This window comes from Vibrio sp. V43_P6S15P86, from assembly GCF_009904725.1.
In the GTDB taxonomy this organism is placed as follows: domain Bacteria; phylum Pseudomonadota; class Gammaproteobacteria; order Enterobacterales; family Vibrionaceae; genus Vibrio; species Vibrio diabolicus.
In genome coordinates this window covers 1-17,746 of the sequence record NZ_WXWT01000111.1, presented here as the reverse complement: position 1 = coordinate 17,746, position 17,746 = coordinate 1, and the positions used below count along the sequence as shown (strand labels likewise).

Here is a 17,746-nt window from a genome sequence, read left to right as displayed (position 1 = left end):
TACTTATGCAAGGTTTGGCAAAGCTGCTTGTAATTGATGATGACGCATCAAGTCGTTTAAATTTAAGCAATATATTGGAATTTGTTGGAGAAAATTGCGAAGCGGTCAGTTCTGATCAGCTCAGCGATGTTGATTGGTCTAGCGTATGGTCGTGCTGTATTGTTGGTAACATTCCAGCAGGTCAAGCGGCGAATACGGTTATCTCTCATTTAAACAGCGCCTACCACATCCCACTTTTAGTCATGGGCCGATTTCCGTTGCCCGTGGATGATCTTCCAAATTTTGTAGGTGAGCTAGAACTACCTCTTAATTACCCACAGCTTAGTGAGGCATTACGCCACTGCAAAGACTTTCTGGGTCGAAAAGGGGTCAATGTCGTTGCCAGTGCACGAAAAAACACGCTTTTTCGCAGCTTAGTTGGTCAAAGCAGAGGTATTCAAGAAGTTCGTCACCTGATCGAGCAAGTCTCAAACACTGAGGCAAACGTGTTGATCTTGGGTGAATCTGGTACCGGTAAAGAAGTCGTTGCGCGTAACATTCACTATCATTCGTCGTACAGCAGTGGTGCCTTTGTGCCCATTAACTGTGGTGCCATTCCACCGGAACTTCTAGAAAGTGAATTGTTTGGCCACGAAAAAGGCGCGTTTACTGGTGCGTTAACGGCACGTAAAGGTCGATTTGAGCTCGCAGACGGTGGCACGATCTTTCTTGATGAGATTGGCGATATGCCGATGTCGATGCAAGTTAAGTTACTTCGCGTATTACAAGAGCGCTGTTTCGAACGTGTGGGTGGCAATAGCACCATCAAGGTCAATGTTCGAGTTGTCGCGGCAACACACCGTAATCTAGAAAGTATGATTGAAGAAGGCACGTTCCGAGAAGACTTGTTCTATCGTTTGAACGTGTTTCCAATCGAGATGCCTGCGCTGAAAGAGCGCAAACAAGATATTCCATTGCTGCTGCAAGAGTTGATGACGCGTCTGGAGGCGGAGGGTGGCCAGCCTATCTGTTTTACCCCTCGTGCGATCAATTCACTGATGGAGCACAACTGGCCGGGTAACGTGCGTGAGTTAGCCAACCTTGTTGAGCGAATGATCATTCTGTACCCAAATAGCTTGGTCGATGTAAACCACTTACCAACCAAATATCGCTACAGTGATATCCCGGAGTTCCAACCAGAAAGTAATCCGTTTATTTCGGTTGAAGAACAAGAGCGTGATGTGTTCCAAGACATCTTCTCAGAAGACTTTAGTTTTGATGATCAAGACGATCTTGACCACAGCATGAACGCTCCGCAAGCGCTGCCGCCTGAAGGTGTAAATCTGAAAGAGCTGTTGGCTGATTTAGAAGTTAATATGATCAGCCAAGCGTTAGAAGCACAAGGTGGGGTCGTGGCACGAGCCGCTGATATGCTGGGTATGCGACGTACAACGTTGGTGGAAAAAATGCGTAAGTACAACTTACAACGCTAGGCAACGTTGAGATTTAAGACGATATCTAAATCATTTGGGCTATTTAGCATCGTTTTTCTGACACCAAAAACCGTTATCTGAGGGTGTCAACTTATTGTCGATGACTTAACGTCATGATAAATATAAAAAATAGATTGGTACGCTAATTGCTTACCAAGCTATTTTAGTTTTAGTGGCGATATTTCGACAGGCAGTAATGGATAACAACACCAACCAATCCCATTTAGATTCCGTAGAAAATCAGGTTGAGCGCTATAAGCAGGTGCTTGATGTGATGCCTGCCGGAGTGATTCTGCTCGACACGTACGGCATAGTGCGTGAAGCAAACCCAGAGGCGCACCGAATTCTTGAGATTCCACTGGTTAATGAAAAATGGTTCAACATTATTCAGGCGGTGTTTGATCCTCGTGAGGATGATGGTCACGAAGTTTCCCTGCGGAATGGTCGTAAAGTTCGATTAGCCATTTCGGCTTCTACGACAGGTCAATTGATCCTGATTACCGATTTAACCGAAACTCGCTTACTTCAAGCTCGTGTGAGTGATTTACAACGCTTGTCGTCGTTAGGGCGTATGGTAGCGTCGCTTGCTCATCAGGTAAGAACGCCGCTATCGAGCGCCATGCTATATGCATCCAATTTGGGAGCGCCAAACCTTCCACCAGCGACAAGGGATCGCTTTCAAACCAAATTAATGGATCGACTGCACGATTTGGAAAAGCAGGTTAATGATATGCTGCTTTTTGCTAAAGGTGGTGATAATAAAGTCATTAAGCCATTTACGATTGCTCAGTTGGTGGCGGAATATCAGCCGATGGTCGAAACCGCGCTAAAAAATAACGGTATTGATTACTGCCTAGAAGTGGAAGAAGAACAAACTGAGTTGCTAGGCAATGCGAATGCGATTGCATCCGCGTTGAGCAACCTTGTCATGAATGCGATTCAGATGTCTGGTAAAGAGTCGCAAGTCGATATTTTTTTCCGCCCGGTAAATGGTGAGTTGCGCATTTCAGTGCAAGACAGCGGACCGGGTGTACCTGAAGAACTACAAGCCAAAATTATGGAGCCATTTTTTACCACGCGTTCTCAAGGAACCGGGTTAGGGCTGGCTGTTGTTCAAATGGTTTGCCGTGCCCATGACGGTCGATTGGAACTTATTTCAGAGCAGGGTGATGGAGCCTGCTTTACCATGTGCATTCCGCTAGAGCGAGTGCAACCAGAAGCGCAGTAAGCAGCTTCTGGTAATAACAATTACTGGAGAATCAGAATGGCGCAAAGCAAAGTGCTGATCGTAGAAGACGATGAAGGTCTTCGTGAAGCCCTAGTGGATACTCTGGCTCTGGCAGGGTATGAGTGGTTAGAAGCTGACTGTGCGGAAGACGCACTACTAAAACTCAAATCGAATACTGTCGATATCGTCGTTTCTGACGTGCAAATGGCAGGTATGGGCGGGTTGGCTCTGCTCAAAAACATCAAGCAGAATTGGCCTAACTTACCAGTACTGTTAATGACGGCGTACGCCAACATTGAGGATGCCGTGTCGGCAATGAAAGACGGCGCGATTGACTACATGGCGAAACCATTTGCACCAGAAGTATTGCTGAACATGGTCAGTCGATATGCACCGATCAAAAGCGATGACAATGGTGACGCGGTCGTGGCAGATGAAAAAAGTCTGCGCCTACTTGCATTGGCCGATAAAGTGGCACGTACAGATGCGAATGTTATGGTGCTAGGTCCGAGTGGCTCAGGTAAAGAAGTGATGTCGCGTTATATTCACAACGCATCAAACCGTAAAGATGGTCCATTTGTTGCGATCAACTGTGCGGCGATTCCAGACAACATGCTGGAAGCGACACTGTTTGGCTATGAAAAGGGCGCATTTACTGGTGCTGTTCAGGCATGCCCAGGAAAGTTCGAACAAGCGCAAGGCGGTACAATCTTGCTGGATGAAATCAGCGAAATGGACTTAAACCTGCAAGCGAAACTATTACGTGTTTTGCAAGAGCGTGAAGTGGAGCGCCTTGGCAGTCGTAAGAGCATCAAGCTGGATGTACGCGTGCTCGCGACCAGTAACCGTGATCTCAAGCAGTACGTCTCAGAAGGCAACTTCCGTGAAGATTTATACTACCGCCTGAATGTGTTCCCAATTGCGTGGCCAGCACTGAACGAACGCAAAGGCGATATTGCGCCACTTGCCAAGCATCTTGCTGAGCGTCATTGCAGCAAGATGGGGATGCCAGTGCCTCAATTTTCAGCCGTTGCGGTAGAAAAACTGCTGCAATACCCTTGGCCAGGTAACGTTCGTGAGCTGGATAACGTGGTGCAACGAGCTCTTATCTTAAGTGAGAATGGTGATATCGACGCTGAGCACATCTTACTAGAAGGGGTGGATTGGCAAGATGCCAACAGCTTGCAACATGTGGTGCAAAATGCAGAGATGGTGGTACCTAATGTTAAGCCAGTCGCTCAACCTGAGAGTGTGAACCGTCCGGTATCTGGCGGGGAGGGCTTGGGCAGCGAGCTGCGTGACCAAGAATACGCCATTATTTTGGAAACCTTGGTGGAGTGTAACGGCCGACGCAAAGAAATGGCGGAGAAACTGGGCATAAGCCCACGAACCTTGCGCTACAAGCTTGCCAAAATGCGTGATGCTGGTATAGATATCCCAAATTAACATGTGCAATCGCCATAAGACAAAAAGTGTAAGCAAACCGCTAACTAATGTCTTATGGCACGTTAATTGCTGTGTTAATAATCAGTTTTGTTAATAGTCAATCTTTTGGCTTAGAGGTGCTAATGAAAGTTGATGGTATTCAGGCAGAAATGCGCGCCATGATGGTAGAAGCAACCAATACTGCTCCTACTGCAAGTGGGGCGAAAGTTGGAGCAGATTTTAATGATCTCCTAACTAAAGCCATCAATAACGTGAACACACTTCAAAAAGCATCCGGTGATTTACAAACCCGTTTTGATCGTGGTGATGCCGATGTTTCCCTTTCTGACGTTATGATTGCTCGTAACAAGTCTAGTGTCGCTTTTGATGCGACGGTTCAAATTCGCAATAAACTCGTTGAGGCGTATAAAGACCTCATGAACATGCCAGTGTAATTTAGGTAATAAGTGTGGCAGACAAGTCTACAGATTTAACCGTCACTGAAGGCGGCTCAGATGGTGCACTGGTAGCAAGTTCCGACGTAGATGTGGAGAGTCAAAATCCAGATCTAGAGGAGCGCAGTGCGTCAAAATTTGATATGGCAGTGGGTGACCTTGATTTACTTCGTCAAGTTGTACTTGTGCTGTCAATCTCCATCTGTGTTGCATTGATCGTGATGCTGTTCTTTTGGGTCAAAGAGCCGGAGATGCGCCCGCTTGGAGCGTATGAGACCGAAGAGTTGATCCCCGTTTTGGATTATCTGGACCAGCAAAAAATCAATTACAAGCTTGATGGTAATACCATTTCTGTTGAATCGAGCGAATACAACTCGATCAAACTTGGCATGGTTCGCTCGGGCGTAAACCAAGCCACAGAGGCGGGCGATGATATTTTGCTGCAAGATATGGGCTTTGGCGTATCACAACGTTTAGAGCAAGAGCGCCTTAAACTCAGTCGAGAACGTCAATTGGCTCAAGCGATTGAGGAAATGAAGCAAGTTCGTAAAGCGCGAGTCTTATTGGCGCTACCAAAGCACAGTGTTTTTGTGCGTCATAACCAAGAAGCATCAGCCTCCGTATTTTTGACACTGTCGACTGGTACGAACCTCAAACAGCAAGAAGTGGATTCTATCGTAGACATGGTGGCGAGTGCCGTTCCGGGAATGAAAACTTCCCGCATTACCGTCACAGATCAGCATGGTCGTTTGCTCAGTTCAGGCTCTCAAGACCCTGCTTCTGCCGCGCGACGCAAAGAGCAAGAATTAGAGCGTAGCCAGGAACAAGCGCTGCGTGAAAAAATTGATTCAGTGCTATTACCTATTTTAGGTTATGGCAACTACACGGCGCAGGTCGATATCCAAATGGATTTCAGCGCGGTTGAACAAACTCGCAAACGCTTTGATCCCAATACCCCTGCAACCCGCAGTGAGTACGCATTAGAGGATTACAATAACGGCAATATGGTAGCGGGTATTCCGGGGGCGTTAAGTAATCAGCCTCCAGCGGATGCCTCTATTCCGCAAGATGTGGCTCAGATGAAAGACGGTTCTGTCATGGGGCAGGGGTCGGTGCGTAAAGAATCCACGCGTAACTTTGAGCTTGATACCACCATCAGCCATGAGCGCAAGCAGACGGGGACGGTTGCTCGTCAGACAGTTTCTGTTGCGATTAAGGACCGTCGTCAGGTCAACCCAGATACGGGAGAAGTGACCTATACCCCGATGTCCGAATCGGAAATCAATGCCATTCGCCAAGTCTTAATTGGTACGGTTGGTTTTGACCAAGGCCGTGGTGATTTGTTGAATGTACTGAGTGTGAAGTTTGCAGAGCCTGAGGCTGAACAGCTGGAAGAACCACCAATTTGGGAGCACCCTAACTTCAGTGACTGGGTTCGTTGGTTCGCAAGTGCATTGGTGATCATCGTTGTCGTATTGGTATTGGTTCGCCCAGCAATGAAGAAATTGCTTAACCCTACCAGTGATGACGAAGACGAAATGTACGGACCAGACGGCTTGCCGATTGGTGCGGATGGTGAAACTAGCCTGATTGGCAGCGACATTGAAAGCAGCGAACTGTTTGAGTTTGGTTCAAGTATTGATTTGCCAAACCTTCATAAAGATGAAGATGTATTGAAAGCGGTTCGCGCTCTGGTTGCGAATGAACCTGAACTGGCTGCTCAAGTAGTGAAAAACTGGATGAATGACAATGGCTAACGATATCGTACCTCAAGATGACAACGCCGCGGGAATGCCAGTTGAGCTGGATGTCTCAACCATTACTGGCGAAGAAAAAGCAGCAATTTTGCTACTGAGCCTCAATGAACAAGATGCCGCTGGCATTATTCGTCACCTAGAGCCAAAACAGGTCCAGCGTGTGGGTAGTGCGATGGCTAAGGCGAAAGATCTCAGCCAAGACAAGGTGTCAGCCGTTCACCGTGCGTTTTTGGAGGACATCCAGAAATACACCAACATCGGCATGGGCAGCGAAGACTTCATGCGTAATGCGCTGGTGGCGGCTCTTGGTGAAGACAAAGCCAACAACTTAGTTGACCAGATCCTACTTGGTACGGGTTCAAAAGGCTTGGATTCACTGAAATGGATGGACCCACGACAAGTGGCGAGCATCATTGTCAACGAACACCCGCAGATCCAAACCATCGTCTTGTCTTATTTAGAAGCAGACCAATCCGCGGAGATTTTGTCTCAGTTCCCTGAGCGCGTGCGTTTGGATCTGATGATGCGTATTGCCAACCTTGAAGAAGTTCAGCCATCGGCACTGGCAGAGCTGAACGAAATCATGGAGAAACAGTTCGCGGGTCAAGCGGGTGCACAAGCAGCCAAAATTGGCGGCCTGAAAGCAGCCGCGGAGATCATGAACTATCTAGACAACAACGTCGAAGGTTTGTTGATGGAACAGATTCGCGATCAAGACGAAGACATGGCGACGCAAATTCAAGACTTGATGTTTGTCTTCGAAAACTTAGTCGAAGTGGACGATCAAGGTATTCAGAAATTGCTGCGTGATGTACCACAAGACGTGTTGCAAAAAGCACTTAAAGGTGCCGACGATTCTCTGCGTGAGAAGGTATTTAAGAACATGTCGAAACGAGCGGCTGAGATGATGCGTGATGACATCGAAGCGATGCCGCCAGTTCGCGTGGCGGATGTCGAAGCGGCACAGAAAGAAATCCTAGCGATCGCTCGTCGCATGGCCGATGCAGGCGAACTCATGTTGTCTGGCGGTGCGGACGAATTCTTATAATCTCTATTGCTCCGCGATTATCCTATTGCGGAGCGCTCTCACTTCTTAATCGAATACATAATAGGTAACCCATGGCTGGCGAAAGAAAACGTGGATTTATCCGTCCTGATGAAGATGATTCGATGATCGAACCACAACGTTGGGGGTTGCCTGATTATGGCGAGCCCAAAGCCAAGCAAGCAAAACAAACTGCGTTTAACTATGACCCGGGTTGGGTACCGAATCTTGAAGAACCAGAAGAAGAGCAAGCACTTGAGCTTACCGAAGAGCAGATAGAGCTGATCAAGCAAGGCGCTTATCAGGAAGGTTTGTATCAAGGTCAAGAAGCCGGCTTTAAGCAAGGTTACGACAAAGGCAAAGAAGAAGGCCTGCAAGCGGGCCATGCTGAAGGGCTGGAGCTTGGAAAAGCCGAAGGCGTGACCGCAGGTCAAGAATATATTCAGCAGCAAGTCGAAACCTTTATGAACTTAGCGAACCAGTTTGCTCAGCCGTTAGAGCTAATGAATGCTCAGGTTGAAAAGCAGCTGGTGGACATGGTGCTCTGTTTAGTTAAAGAAGTCGTGCATGTCGAAGTACAAACCAACCCTCAAATTATTTTAGACACGGTTAAGCAGTCGGTTGAATCGCTGCCAATATCAGGTCACCCCATTACCTTGCACCTGAACCCAGAAGACGTTGCGATTATTCGTTCAGCCTACGGCGAAGAAGACCTTGATTGCCGCAACTGGACGTTGGTTGCTGAGCCATCACTCAATCGAGGCGACGTCCAGATTGAAGCGGGTGAATCAAGCATTAACTACCGTATGGAAGAGCGCGTCAAAAGCGTGTTGCACAGTTTTTGTGGTGCAAACCGTCATCAAGAGGGTGAGTAATCCATGCAAGCATTGGCTGACCGTTTAAGAAACTACAAAGTTGAAGGCTTAACGACGCGCCCAGTTGCCTCTGGCAAACTGGTTCGGGTGGTTGGGTTAACGTTGGAAGCGACAGGCTGTCGCGCGCCAATTGGCAGTTTATGCTTAGTGGAAACCATGTCCGGTCAGATGGAAGCCGAGGTCGTCGGTTTTTCAGGTGATAACCTATTTTTGATGCCAAGCGAGCAAATTACGGGCATTTTGCCTGGCGCTAGAGTGACGCCATTAACCACTGACGCTGGCTTGCCTGTTGGCATGGAGTTGCTTGGTCGAGTGATTGACGGGGTTGGTAATCCGCTTGATGGACTTGGCCCGTTGTATACCGATCATCGCGCCTCTTTTAATGCTGAGCCAATCAACCCGCTGGCTCGAAAGCCAATTTCAGAGCCACTTGATGTGGGCTTGAAAGCGATTAACGGATTATTGACGGTAGGTAAAGGTCAGCGTATCGGTCTGTTTGCCGGCTCTGGTGTGGGTAAATCGGTCACGCTTGGCATGATGACGCGAGGTACAACCGCACAAGTTGTTGTGGTTGGTCTGATAGGTGAGCGTGGACGCGAAGTTAAAGAGTTTATCGAAGAGATTTTAGGTGAGGATGGACGACGTCGCTCTGTTGTGGTGGCTGCGCCTGCCGATGCTTCACCATTGATGCGTTTGAAAGGCTGTCAAACCGCCTTAACCATTGCCGAGTACTTTCGCGATCAAGGTTTGGACGTTCTGTTATTGATGGATTCCTTGACGCGTTTTGCGCAAGCACAGCGTGAAATCGCCCTTTCTGTTGGTGAGCCGCCAGCGACAAAAGGCTATCCGCCATCTGTGTTCGCTAAGCTACCTGCTTTGGTTGAGCGTGCGGGTAACGGAAGCGCCGAACAAGGCTCAATTACGGCGTTCTTTACCGTGTTGACCGAGGGCGATGATTTACAAGACCCGATTGCGGATGCATCGCGGGCAATTCTTGATGGTCACATTGTGCTGTCCCGTGAAATGGCGGATGCAGGTCATTATCCTGCGATTGACGTCGAAAAGTCGGTTAGCCGTGTTATGCCGCAAATCACCACTGAAGAACATGTTCTGATGTCGAAAGCGGTACGTCAGGTCTTGTCGATTTGCCGCAAGAACCAAGATTTGGTCTCGATTGGGGCGTACAAACCGGGCACCGATCCTGCTATCGATGGCGCGTTTACATTGAAGCCAAAGTTAGACGAATACTTACAGCAGAGCATGAAAGAATCGGTGCCATACGATATGTGCGTCAACATGCTTAGAAACATTTTGGGCGGGTGATAGCGCATGAACAATGCGATGGAGTTCCTACTTGAGCAGACTAAAGAGCGTGAAGATCAGGCCGTACTTGCGCTGAACAAAGCGCGTTCTGAACTTGAAGATTATTACCGTCAGGTTGAGCAAATCGAAAAGTATCGCCTTGATTATTGCCAACAGCTTATCGACCGTGGGCAGGCTGGCTTAACGGCAAGCGAATATGGGCATTTAAATCGCTTTCTCACTCAGCTAGACGAAACGTTATCTAAGCAGAAACAAGCGGAAAGTCATTTCAAAGAACAGGTAGAAAACTGTCAAGAACACTGGTTAACAGTACGCAAAGAACGCAAATCCTATGAGTGGATGATCGAAAAGCGTGAGAAAGAGAAACAGCTTGCTGAAGCCAAACGGGAACAAAAGCAAATGGACGAGTTTTCAACGTTGCTATACAGCCGTCGAGCGAAGCCTTTTTAATGTTTAAAAATTGACGTTGCTTCCACTTATGGCACTCGATTTGTCAGTGCAGCAATGAGCTTGTTATTGGCGTAATTTTTGCAGATAACTTTGTAGATGATCACCCCAATAACCTAAATTTGCCACCGTGTGCAATTTAGCAGCGGCCTAGCGCTCGAAGCTGCTGATAATGAGAATTTCTATATGAATGTGAATTTGTCCAATGTTTCTGCGACGAGCAAGACGTCAGTGTCTGACTCTGCCGCACAAGCACCTACAGAAAATGCGGAGAACAAGGGATTTTTAGAAACCTTGACGGATGCATTTTCAGGTTCACAAAAGTCAGAAAAAGTAGCAACGAAATCACAAAACGGTGAAGAACAAAACAGTGCCGAGGTTAACAAGCTTTCGTCTGGCGACGCTGATAGCCAAGATACGGTCACAGACGTGGCTCAAGAGAGCAGTAACGACGTCGAAGAGTTTCTGGCGCAAGAAAGCCATCAAGAGCAAAGCAGCTCTGGCGACATGCTGACAGAGCATGCGAACACCATTCAAAGTGATGAAGCAAGCCTACTGGAAGCCAAACAAGGCGCGCACTCGCAAAATGATGCTGATGTCACTGAGAAAGTCGGTTCACTCTCGAACGCCCCTTCAGCTGCTAATGGCGCAAAAAGCGCGATGGGTGAAGGACAACAGCTGCTTGGTCGTATTGAACAAGCGAATCAAACCTTGAAAGCGAATAATGCATCCATCGATAGTGGCAAAGTTTTGCCTCAACGAGCGGGTTTAGAACACTCGTTCAACGGGCAAACAACAGACATTGATGAACTTGCTTTGAATGACATTCCATTAGCTCAATCGCTTGAACAAGTGCAGGCAATGGCTGGGCAAGGCTTAGAGCCAATTTTAGATAAGCATGGTCAACCTATCGATGTCGATAAGCTCTCGTCTGAGTTTGCTGCTTGGCAAGAGCTAGCGAAACAAGCCAGCCATCCGACGGCTAAGAGCGCGGTCAGTGGTGAAGTAGCTAATGAGCTGTCGCCGTTGTTAACAGACGTTGATGGTTCCAACATCGACGCGCTTCCACGAGTCTCCTTGGATGAACTCGAACTCATAGATACCAAACTGGCGCAGGGAAAACCACTGACTCAGCAAGAAACTGAGATCATAGAAGGGTTGAAAAAAGGGACGGTCATTGCCGATATTCCTGAGCAAGATCTTGCCCAGTTTGTTGCGCTTCCTACTGACGTTAAACAGGTTCTCGCCGAGCAGCAAGGACAACAGCATTTGGCTCGCCAGGCTACACCTATGGGGATGTCTCAGCAAGCCCTTAATTTTGCGACTCAATCAGCTCAGCCACAAGCTGTTCAGAGTACAGATAAAGTCGCATTATCTCCGATGCCAGATGCGTTGGCCTCAGCTCATTTGCCGACGGCGCTTCAAGGCGTAAAGGACGGAGAGGTTAACCAGAAAGTTGTGAATGCCGCATTGACTGCTGGTGCACTTAAAGCGACAGCGGATAAGCAAGATAAACCAGAACTTCAACATGGTTTAGCAGGGCAGCTTCAGGCGATGGCGGGTCAACAAGGAACAAACGTGCAGCAACAAGCGCGTATTGATGCCGCGCAGCAAGCTCAGCTTCCGTTGCAACTGACCAAAGAGTTGGCCAATGAACAAGTGGCGGAAAAAGTGCAAATGATGATGTCGAAGAACCTAAAAAACCTCGATATTCGTCTTGATCCACCAGAATTAGGTCGTATGCAAATTCGTATGACGATGAACAACGATGTAGCTAATGTGCATTTTACGGTGAACAACCCGCAAGCGCGTGACATCATTGAACAGACGCTTCCTCGCTTGAGAGAGATGTTGGCGCAGCAGGGCATGCAACTGGCTGATTCTTCCGTCCAGCAACAAAACAGCGGGCAACAGCAAGGTAGATATACTGCTGAACAACATGGTCAAAGCGCGCAAAGTGGCGGCTTTTCTGGACAGTCCGAAGGGGGTTTTGAATCTGATGTCAATCTGGATTTGAATGTCGCTTCAAAGCGTGATGGAATTAGTTTTTACGCGTAAAAGGCCGTTTAACGGCAATGGCATACGGTTACCAAGCAACTCACTAAAACGTCTTGGTAACTCAAAAGAACAATAAGAGACAAGAATGGCAGAAGAACAGTTACAAGGGGCCGATGCGCCGAAAGGAAAAAGCAAGTTACTTATCATCATCATCGCTGTTGTAGTATTACTACTTGGTGGCGGGGCAGCGGCATTTTTTCTAATGGGCTCTGATGAACCTGCTCAGGCTGAATCGTCTCAACAGGCTCAAGTGAAGGCATCGGATGCTGCGCCCATCGCGTATGTGAATCTTCCTCAGGCATTTGTATTTAACGTTACTGGGGATAGCCGCGATAGGCTGGTTCAAATTAAAGCGCAGTTAATGGTTCGCGGTGCAGAAAATGAAGAGTTGGCGCGGTATCATTCGCCATTGATTGAAAGCTCTATGCTATCAACGTTTGCTTCCGCGACGGTTGATCAATTGCGCTCTCCTACAGGACGAGTGGAATTGCGCGATCGTGCTTCCGAAGATATCAAAGCAGCGCTGAATGCTGCGGTCGGTAAGCCAGTGATTGAAAAAGTACTGTTTACAGATTTTGTTATTCAATAGGTAAAACGTGACCGATCTATTAAGCCAAGACGAAATTGATGCGCTATTGCACGGGGTTGACGATGTTGATGACGTCGATGAACCGATAGAAAACGACAACGAAGGTGCCGTCAATTTTGATTTCTCGTCGCAAGACAGAATTGTACGTGGTCGAATGCCGACGCTCGAACTTATCAACGAGCGCTTTGCACGGCACATGCGTATTAGTCTGTTTAATATGCTGCGTAAAACGGCAGAAGTGTCGATCAATGGCGTACAGATGATGAAGTTTGGTGAATACCAGAACACATTGTACGTGCCAACCAGTTTGAACATGGTGCGTTTTCGTCCGTTAAAAGGCACAGCGTTGATCACCATGGAGGCTCGCTTAGTCTTTATTCTGGTAGAAAACTTCTTTGGTGGGGATGGTCGATTCCATGCCAAAATTGAAGGGCGCGAATTTACCCCAACGGAACGCCGTATCATTCAGCTGCTGCTGAAGATTGTATTTGAAGACTACAAAGAAGCGTGGTCGCCAGTGATGGGGGTGGAGTTCGAATATCTCGACTCTGAAGTAAACCCAAGTATGGCTAACATTGTCAGCCCGACAGAAGTGATTGTCGTGAGTTCTTTCCACATTGAGGTCGATGGTGGCGGCGGCGATTTTCATGTCGTTATGCCTTACTCCATGGTTGAGCCGATCCGTGAACTGTTGGATGCAGGTGTTCAGTCCGACAAGATGGAGACAGACGTCCGTTGGAGCTCAGCATTACGTGAAGAGATCATGGATTGTCCGGTTAACTTCCGCGTTAACTTGCTTGAAAAAGACATCTCTTTGCGTGACCTCATGGAATTGCAACCGGGTGACATCATCCCGATTGAAATGCCAGAACATGCGACAATGTTTGTGGAAGACCTGCCGACCTATCGCGTAAAAATGGGCCGTTCGGAAGACAAATTAGCGGTGCAAATTTCTGAGGAAATTGAGCGCCCACATGTAGTCAAAACAGATTTAGCTTTCTTGGGCAAAGACATCATGTCAGAGCTTGAGAATGAAGACGATATAGACGATTAAGATACCTTATTGAACATACATGCTTTGGCATTAAATAAGGCTTAACACAGGATAGAAAAATGGAACCAAGTGACGATCAAAAGCTAGCAGATGAATGGGCAGCCGCTCTTGGCGAAGACCCGTCTGCACCTTCTGTTGACGTAGATGAAGTATTGGCCGCGCCACTGGAAGAGCTAAAAGACACTTCAAGCCCAATTACCGAAGATGAGCGCCGTAAACTCGACACCATCATGGATATTCCGGTGACGATTTCGATGGAAGTCGGTCGTTCACAAATCAGCATTCGGAACTTGTTGCAATTGAACCAAGGTTCGGTTGTTGAGTTGGATCGTCTAGCGGGCGAGTCATTGGACGTATTAGTCAACGGTACACTGATTGCGCATGGCGAAGTCGTGGTCGTGAACGATAAGTTTGGTATCCGTTTGACGGATGTGATCAGCCAAACTGAACGAATTAAGAAGCTACGTTAAGATGAGCTGCTCAATCAAAACGCGATTGAAGCAAATCACTGGAGCACTGAGCTTAATGCTGAGTGCTCCTTATGCATTTGCTGCCGCACCAAATAATCTGGATCTTGCGACGACACTGGGCTCGCTTGTGCTTGTGATCGGTGTGATTCTTTTGTTGGCTTGGCTACTTAAACGTATGCAAGTGCCTGCGATGGGACAACAAAAAGGCTTGCGTATTGTGAGTCAGTTGCCAGTGGGCACCAAAGAAAGAATCGCCGTAGTTCAAGTGGGTGAAGAGCAGTTTTTGGTTGGAATTACCAGCCAATCAATCCAAACGTTAGCCAAGTTAGATAAGCCACTGAAAGAGGAAGAGTTGGCGACCAATGCTTTTGCGACTCAATTTAGCCAGCTGATCAAAAAACATGACAAAGGGTAATCCAATTCGTTTGCTCCTGAGTACGTTGTTACTTTTTGTCGGCGTGCTGTTTTCTTCATTTACCTTTGCTGAAGCAGAGGAGTCAGCCCTGCCAGATAACTTAGCCGATGGAAGTAGCGTTACAGTCCAGGCGATGCAAAGTGATACTGGCGCCAGTCGTGCTATGTCCGTTTCTAGTGGCGGTGGTATTCCAGCATTCACCATGACCACGAACCCTGATGGCAGTGAAGATTACTCGGTTACACTACAAATTTTAGCGTTAATGACCATGCTTGGCTTCTTGCCTGCCATGGTGATTTTAATGACGTCGTTTACTCGAATTGTGGTGGTGATGTCGATATTGCGTCAGGCAATGGGTTTGCAACAAACGCCGTCTAATCAGGTCATCATTGGTATAGCGCTTTTTTTGACCTTTTTTGTTATGTCTCCTGTCCTGAACGAAATCAACGATAAAGCCGTTCAGCCTTATTTGAATGAGCAAGTCACTGCGAGAGAAGCGTTTGATGCTGCACAAGCACCAATGAAAGCGTTCATGCTTAAACAGACCCGAATCAAAGATTTGGAGACGTTTGTAACCATGTCAGGAGAGCAAGTCGATAATCCAGAAGATGTGTCGATGGCGGTATTGATTCCGGCTTTCATCACCTCAGAGCTAAAAACTGCATTCCAAATTGGCTTTATGCTCTTCTTGCCGTTTTTGATTATTGACCTTGTAGTCGCTTCGGTACTGATGGCAATGGGTATGATGATGTTGTCACCAATGATTGTTTCGTTGCCGTTCAAGTTGATGTTGTTCGTATTGGTCGATGGTTGGAACTTGATACTCTCGACACTTGCGGGCAGCTTTGCCCTTTAGATAAGCGCAGATAGAGGATAAGACATGACACCAGAAATGTTTGTCGAGCTTTTCCGTGAAGCACTTTGGATGGTGCTTATCATGGTCTGCGCTATTATCATCCCAAGCTTGCTTATCGGCCTTGTAGTCGCGATTTTTCAAGCTGCGACATCCATCAACGAACAAACATTGAGCTTCTTACCGCGTTTGATTGTCACGCTTTTGGCCCTGATGCTGTTTGGGCATTGGATGACGCAAATGTTGATGGAATATTTCTATGGCTTGATTGAACGCTTACCTCAGGTGCTTTATTAGAGGCGCCTATGGAGTACCCGACTAGCGTTGTCTTAGATTGGATCGCAAACTACTTCTGGCCCTATGTTCGTATCTCATCCATGTTGATGGTGATGACAGTAACCGGGGCCCGATTTGTTTCGCCAAGAATCCGCCTTTACCTCGGGTTAGCCATCACTTTTGCCGTCATGCCAGCGATCCCTGCAGTGCCTCAAGACATTGAGTTGCTCTCGTTTCGGGGTTTTATGACCATTGCCGAGCAAATGATCATCGGTATTGCGATGGGTATGGTCACTCAATTTATGATTCAAACCTTTGTCTTGTTGGGACAAATATTGGGTATGCAATCAAGTTTGGGTTTCGCTTCTATGGTTGATCCCGCAAATGGTCAGAACACGCCATTGCTTGGTCAGTTATTCATGTTTTTGACGACAATGTTTTTCCTTGCCACCGATGGGCACTTGAAAATGCTGCAATTGGTGGTGTTCAGTTTTAAAACTTTGCCGATTGGCTCCGGCTCGCTCAACGCGGTTGATTTCCGTGAAATGGCAGGCTGGCTTGGTATTATGTTCCAAACGGCATTGAGTATGTCTCTATCCGGCATTATTGCACTACTGACCATTAACTTGTCGTTTGGTGTAATGACCCGTGCTGCACCACAGCTGAATATCTTCTCGCTTGGTTTTGCTTTTGCTTTGATGGTGGGTCTATTACTGTGTTGGTACATACTGGCTGGCCTTTACAGTCATTATGAAATGTTCTGGACAGTGGGTGAGGCGCAGATTTGTCGGCTCATTCGCTTGGAGTGCTAAGAATTGGCAGAATCAGACGGTCAGGAACGCACCGAAGAAGCCACGCCCCGACGGTTACAACAAGCCAGAGAAAAGGGGCAGGTTGCTCGGTCTAAAGAACTCGCATCAGCATCTGTACTGATCGTTGGCGCCATTTCACTGATGTGGTTTGGCGAGGCGTTGGCACGCTCACTGTTTTCCATCATGAGCCGTTTATTTGATCTTCAACGAGAAGAGATTTTCGATACGGCAAAACTGTTTGATATCGCTTTGGGCGCGATGAGTGATTTGTTGTTCCCACTATTTTTAGTGTTAGCGACATTGTTTACTGCCGCCATGATTGGTGCTGCGGGTGTGGGAGGAATCAGTTTTTCTGCTCAAGCGGCCATGCCAAAGCTGTCGAAAATGAATCCGCTTAGCGGTTTAAAGCGGATGGTCGGAATGCAAAGCTGGGTGGAGTTGATCAAATCAATTCTTAAAGTGGTTTTGGTTACTGGTGTCGCCATCTATTTGATCCAAGCATCGCAGGCCGATCTGATTCAATTGAGCATGGATGTGTATCCGCAAAACATCTTCCATGCTTTAGATATTTTGCTGAACTTTATTTTGCTGATCAGTTGCTCGCTATTGATTGTGGTTGCCATCGATATTCCATTTCAAATCTGGCAGCACGCTGATCAGTTAAAAATGACCAAGCAAGAAGTCAAAGACGAATACAAAGAGACTGAAGGTAAGCCGGAAGTGAAAGGCCGTATTCGTATGTTGCAAAGGGAAGCGGCTCAACGTCGAATGATGGCGGATGTTCCTCAAGCTGATGTTATTGTTACTAACCCAGAGCACTTCTCGGTAGCGCTTCGTTATAAACAGAAGACAGACCGTGCGCCAGTCGTGATCGCTAAAGGTACTGACCACATGGCGATGAAGATTCGAGAAGTCGCCCGAGAGCATGACATCACAATTGTACCAGCTCCGCCACTTGCTCGTGCGCTGTACCATACTACTGAGCTAGAACAAGAGATCCCCGATGGATTATTTACTGCGGTGGCTCAGGTTTTGGCATTTGTATTCCAGTTGAAGCAATACCGAAAACGAGGTGGACAGCGCCCCAAAATTCAGGATTACGATTTGCCAATCCCGCCAGAACACCGGCACTAATACTAAAAGAAGCCTAATTCTAAAAAGGCTAATTTAATCAGATATTAAGCTCTACTTG

18 protein-coding genes are annotated in these 17,746 nt (G+C 47.4%); all 18 read left to right on the top strand.

The genetic code is table 11. The features are described from left to right. The first annotated feature begins 5 nt into the window (after positions 1-5). Positions 6-1,472 (top strand): sigma-54 dependent transcriptional regulator, encoded by a 1,467-nt coding sequence (locus CAG69_RS04770; protein WP_161442980.1) that lies wholly within the window; start codon positions 6-8, stop codon positions 1,470-1,472. 196 nt (positions 1,473-1,668) lie between these two features. Then, entirely contained in the window at positions 1,669-2,700 is a 1,032-nt protein-coding gene (locus CAG69_RS04765; protein ID WP_046875535.1) for a sensor histidine kinase, read from the top strand. Positions 2,701-2,736: 36 nt separating this feature from the next. Next, entirely contained in the window at positions 2,737-4,146 is a 1,410-nt protein-coding gene (locus CAG69_RS04760) for a sigma-54-dependent transcriptional regulator (protein WP_046875536.1), read from the top strand. 122 nt (positions 4,147-4,268) lie between these two features. After that, positions 4,269-4,580, top strand: coding sequence for a flagellar hook-basal body complex protein FliE (gene fliE, locus CAG69_RS04755; protein WP_012841525.1), 312 nt, complete (start codon positions 4,269-4,271; stop codon positions 4,578-4,580). A gap of 14 nt (positions 4,581-4,594) precedes the next feature. Then, positions 4,595-6,337, top strand: coding sequence for a flagellar basal-body MS-ring/collar protein FliF (gene fliF, locus CAG69_RS04750; protein ID WP_006741698.1), 1,743 nt, complete (start codon positions 4,595-4,597; stop codon positions 6,335-6,337). Then, complete coding sequence (gene fliG, locus CAG69_RS04745) at positions 6,330-7,385, top strand: flagellar motor switch protein FliG (protein ID WP_012841526.1); 1,056 nt, start codon at positions 6,330-6,332, stop codon at positions 7,383-7,385. The genes fliF and fliG overlap by 8 nt, the downstream gene beginning before the upstream one ends. 71 nt (positions 7,386-7,456) lie before the next feature. Continuing rightward, complete coding sequence (gene fliH / locus CAG69_RS04740; RefSeq protein ID WP_161442978.1) at positions 7,457-8,257, top strand: flagellar assembly protein FliH; 801 nt, start codon at positions 7,457-7,459, stop codon at positions 8,255-8,257. 3 nt (positions 8,258-8,260) lie between these two features. Then, positions 8,261-9,580, top strand: coding sequence for a flagellar protein export ATPase FliI (gene fliI / locus CAG69_RS04735; protein ID WP_161442976.1), 1,320 nt, complete (start codon positions 8,261-8,263; stop codon positions 9,578-9,580). 6 nt (positions 9,581-9,586) lie between these two features. Further along, positions 9,587-10,030, top strand: a complete 444-nt coding sequence (gene fliJ, locus CAG69_RS04730; RefSeq protein WP_161442974.1) for a flagellar export protein FliJ — start codon at positions 9,587-9,589, stop codon at positions 10,028-10,030. Positions 10,031-10,213: 183 nt separating this feature from the next. Then, positions 10,214-12,085 carry a flagellar hook-length control protein FliK gene (locus CAG69_RS04725; RefSeq protein WP_161442972.1) on the top strand — a complete coding sequence of 624 codons (1,872 nt, stop codon included), beginning with the start codon at positions 10,214-10,216 and terminating at the stop codon, positions 12,083-12,085. Between the two features lie 85 nt (positions 12,086-12,170). Beyond that, positions 12,171-12,674: a flagellar basal body-associated protein FliL gene (fliL, locus tag CAG69_RS04720; RefSeq protein WP_005380477.1), complete on the top strand. Its 504-nt coding sequence runs from the start codon at positions 12,171-12,173 to the stop codon at positions 12,672-12,674. A 7-nt stretch (positions 12,675-12,681) separates the two neighbouring features. Continuing rightward, a complete protein-coding gene (gene fliM / locus CAG69_RS04715; protein ID WP_006741703.1) occupies positions 12,682-13,728 on the top strand; it encodes a flagellar motor switch protein FliM in 1,047 nt (348 codons plus the stop codon). Between the two features lie 59 nt (positions 13,729-13,787). Then, positions 13,788-14,198: a flagellar motor switch protein FliN gene (gene fliN, locus CAG69_RS04710; protein WP_012841530.1), complete on the top strand. Its 411-nt coding sequence runs from the start codon at positions 13,788-13,790 to the stop codon at positions 14,196-14,198. A 1-nt stretch (position 14,199) separates the two neighbouring features. Further along, the gene (gene fliO / locus CAG69_RS04705; RefSeq protein WP_152811796.1) at positions 14,200-14,613 is read left to right on the top strand and encodes a flagellar biosynthetic protein FliO; all 414 of its coding nucleotides are present in this window, start codon (positions 14,200-14,202) and stop codon (positions 14,611-14,613) included. After that, complete coding sequence (gene fliP / locus CAG69_RS04700) at positions 14,600-15,469, top strand: flagellar type III secretion system pore protein FliP (protein ID WP_161442969.1); 870 nt, start codon at positions 14,600-14,602, stop codon at positions 15,467-15,469. The genes fliO and fliP overlap by 14 nt, the downstream gene beginning before the upstream one ends. Positions 15,470-15,493: 24 nt before the next feature. Further along, positions 15,494-15,763 (top strand): flagellar biosynthesis protein FliQ, encoded by a 270-nt coding sequence (gene fliQ / locus CAG69_RS04695; protein ID WP_005380488.1) that lies wholly within the window; start codon positions 15,494-15,496, stop codon positions 15,761-15,763. 8 nt (positions 15,764-15,771) lie between these two features. Continuing rightward, positions 15,772-16,554 (top strand): flagellar biosynthetic protein FliR, encoded by a 783-nt coding sequence (fliR, locus tag CAG69_RS04690; RefSeq protein ID WP_005384463.1) that lies wholly within the window; start codon positions 15,772-15,774, stop codon positions 16,552-16,554. Between the two features lie 3 nt (positions 16,555-16,557). After that, positions 16,558-17,688, top strand: a complete 1,131-nt coding sequence (gene flhB / locus CAG69_RS04685; RefSeq protein ID WP_005380490.1) for a flagellar biosynthesis protein FlhB — start codon at positions 16,558-16,560, stop codon at positions 17,686-17,688. Positions 17,689-17,746 lie beyond the last annotated feature (58 nt).

Bases quoted from the DNA above. Each gene is read 5' to 3' on its own strand.
- CAG69_RS04770 (WP_161442980.1), top strand. From the start codon at position 6: ATGCAAGGTTTGGCAAAGCTGCTTGTAATTGATGATGACGCATCAAGT.
- CAG69_RS04765 (WP_046875535.1), top strand. From the start codon at position 1,669: ATGGATAACAACACCAACCAATCCCATTTAGATTCCGTAGAAAATCAG.
- CAG69_RS04760 (WP_046875536.1), top strand. From the start codon at position 2,737: ATGGCGCAAAGCAAAGTGCTGATCGTAGAAGACGATGAAGGTCTTCGT.
- fliE (WP_012841525.1), top strand. From the start codon at position 4,269: ATGAAAGTTGATGGTATTCAGGCAGAAATGCGCGCCATGATGGTAGAA.
- fliG (WP_012841526.1), top strand. From the start codon at position 6,330: ATGGCTAACGATATCGTACCTCAAGATGACAACGCCGCGGGAATGCCA.
- fliH (WP_161442978.1), top strand. From the start codon at position 7,457: ATGGCTGGCGAAAGAAAACGTGGATTTATCCGTCCTGATGAAGATGAT.
- fliI (WP_161442976.1), top strand. From the start codon at position 8,261: ATGCAAGCATTGGCTGACCGTTTAAGAAACTACAAAGTTGAAGGCTTA.
- fliJ (WP_161442974.1), top strand. From the start codon at position 9,587: ATGAACAATGCGATGGAGTTCCTACTTGAGCAGACTAAAGAGCGTGAA.
- CAG69_RS04725 (WP_161442972.1), top strand. From the start codon at position 10,214: ATGAATGTGAATTTGTCCAATGTTTCTGCGACGAGCAAGACGTCAGTG.
- fliL (WP_005380477.1), top strand. From the start codon at position 12,171: ATGGCAGAAGAACAGTTACAAGGGGCCGATGCGCCGAAAGGAAAAAGC.
- fliN (WP_012841530.1), top strand. From the start codon at position 13,788: ATGGAACCAAGTGACGATCAAAAGCTAGCAGATGAATGGGCAGCCGCT.
- fliO (WP_152811796.1), top strand. From the start codon at position 14,200: ATGAGCTGCTCAATCAAAACGCGATTGAAGCAAATCACTGGAGCACTG.
- fliP (WP_161442969.1), top strand. From the start codon at position 14,600: ATGACAAAGGGTAATCCAATTCGTTTGCTCCTGAGTACGTTGTTACTT.
- fliQ (WP_005380488.1), top strand. From the start codon at position 15,494: ATGACACCAGAAATGTTTGTCGAGCTTTTCCGTGAAGCACTTTGGATG.
- fliR (WP_005384463.1), top strand. From the start codon at position 15,772: ATGGAGTACCCGACTAGCGTTGTCTTAGATTGGATCGCAAACTACTTC.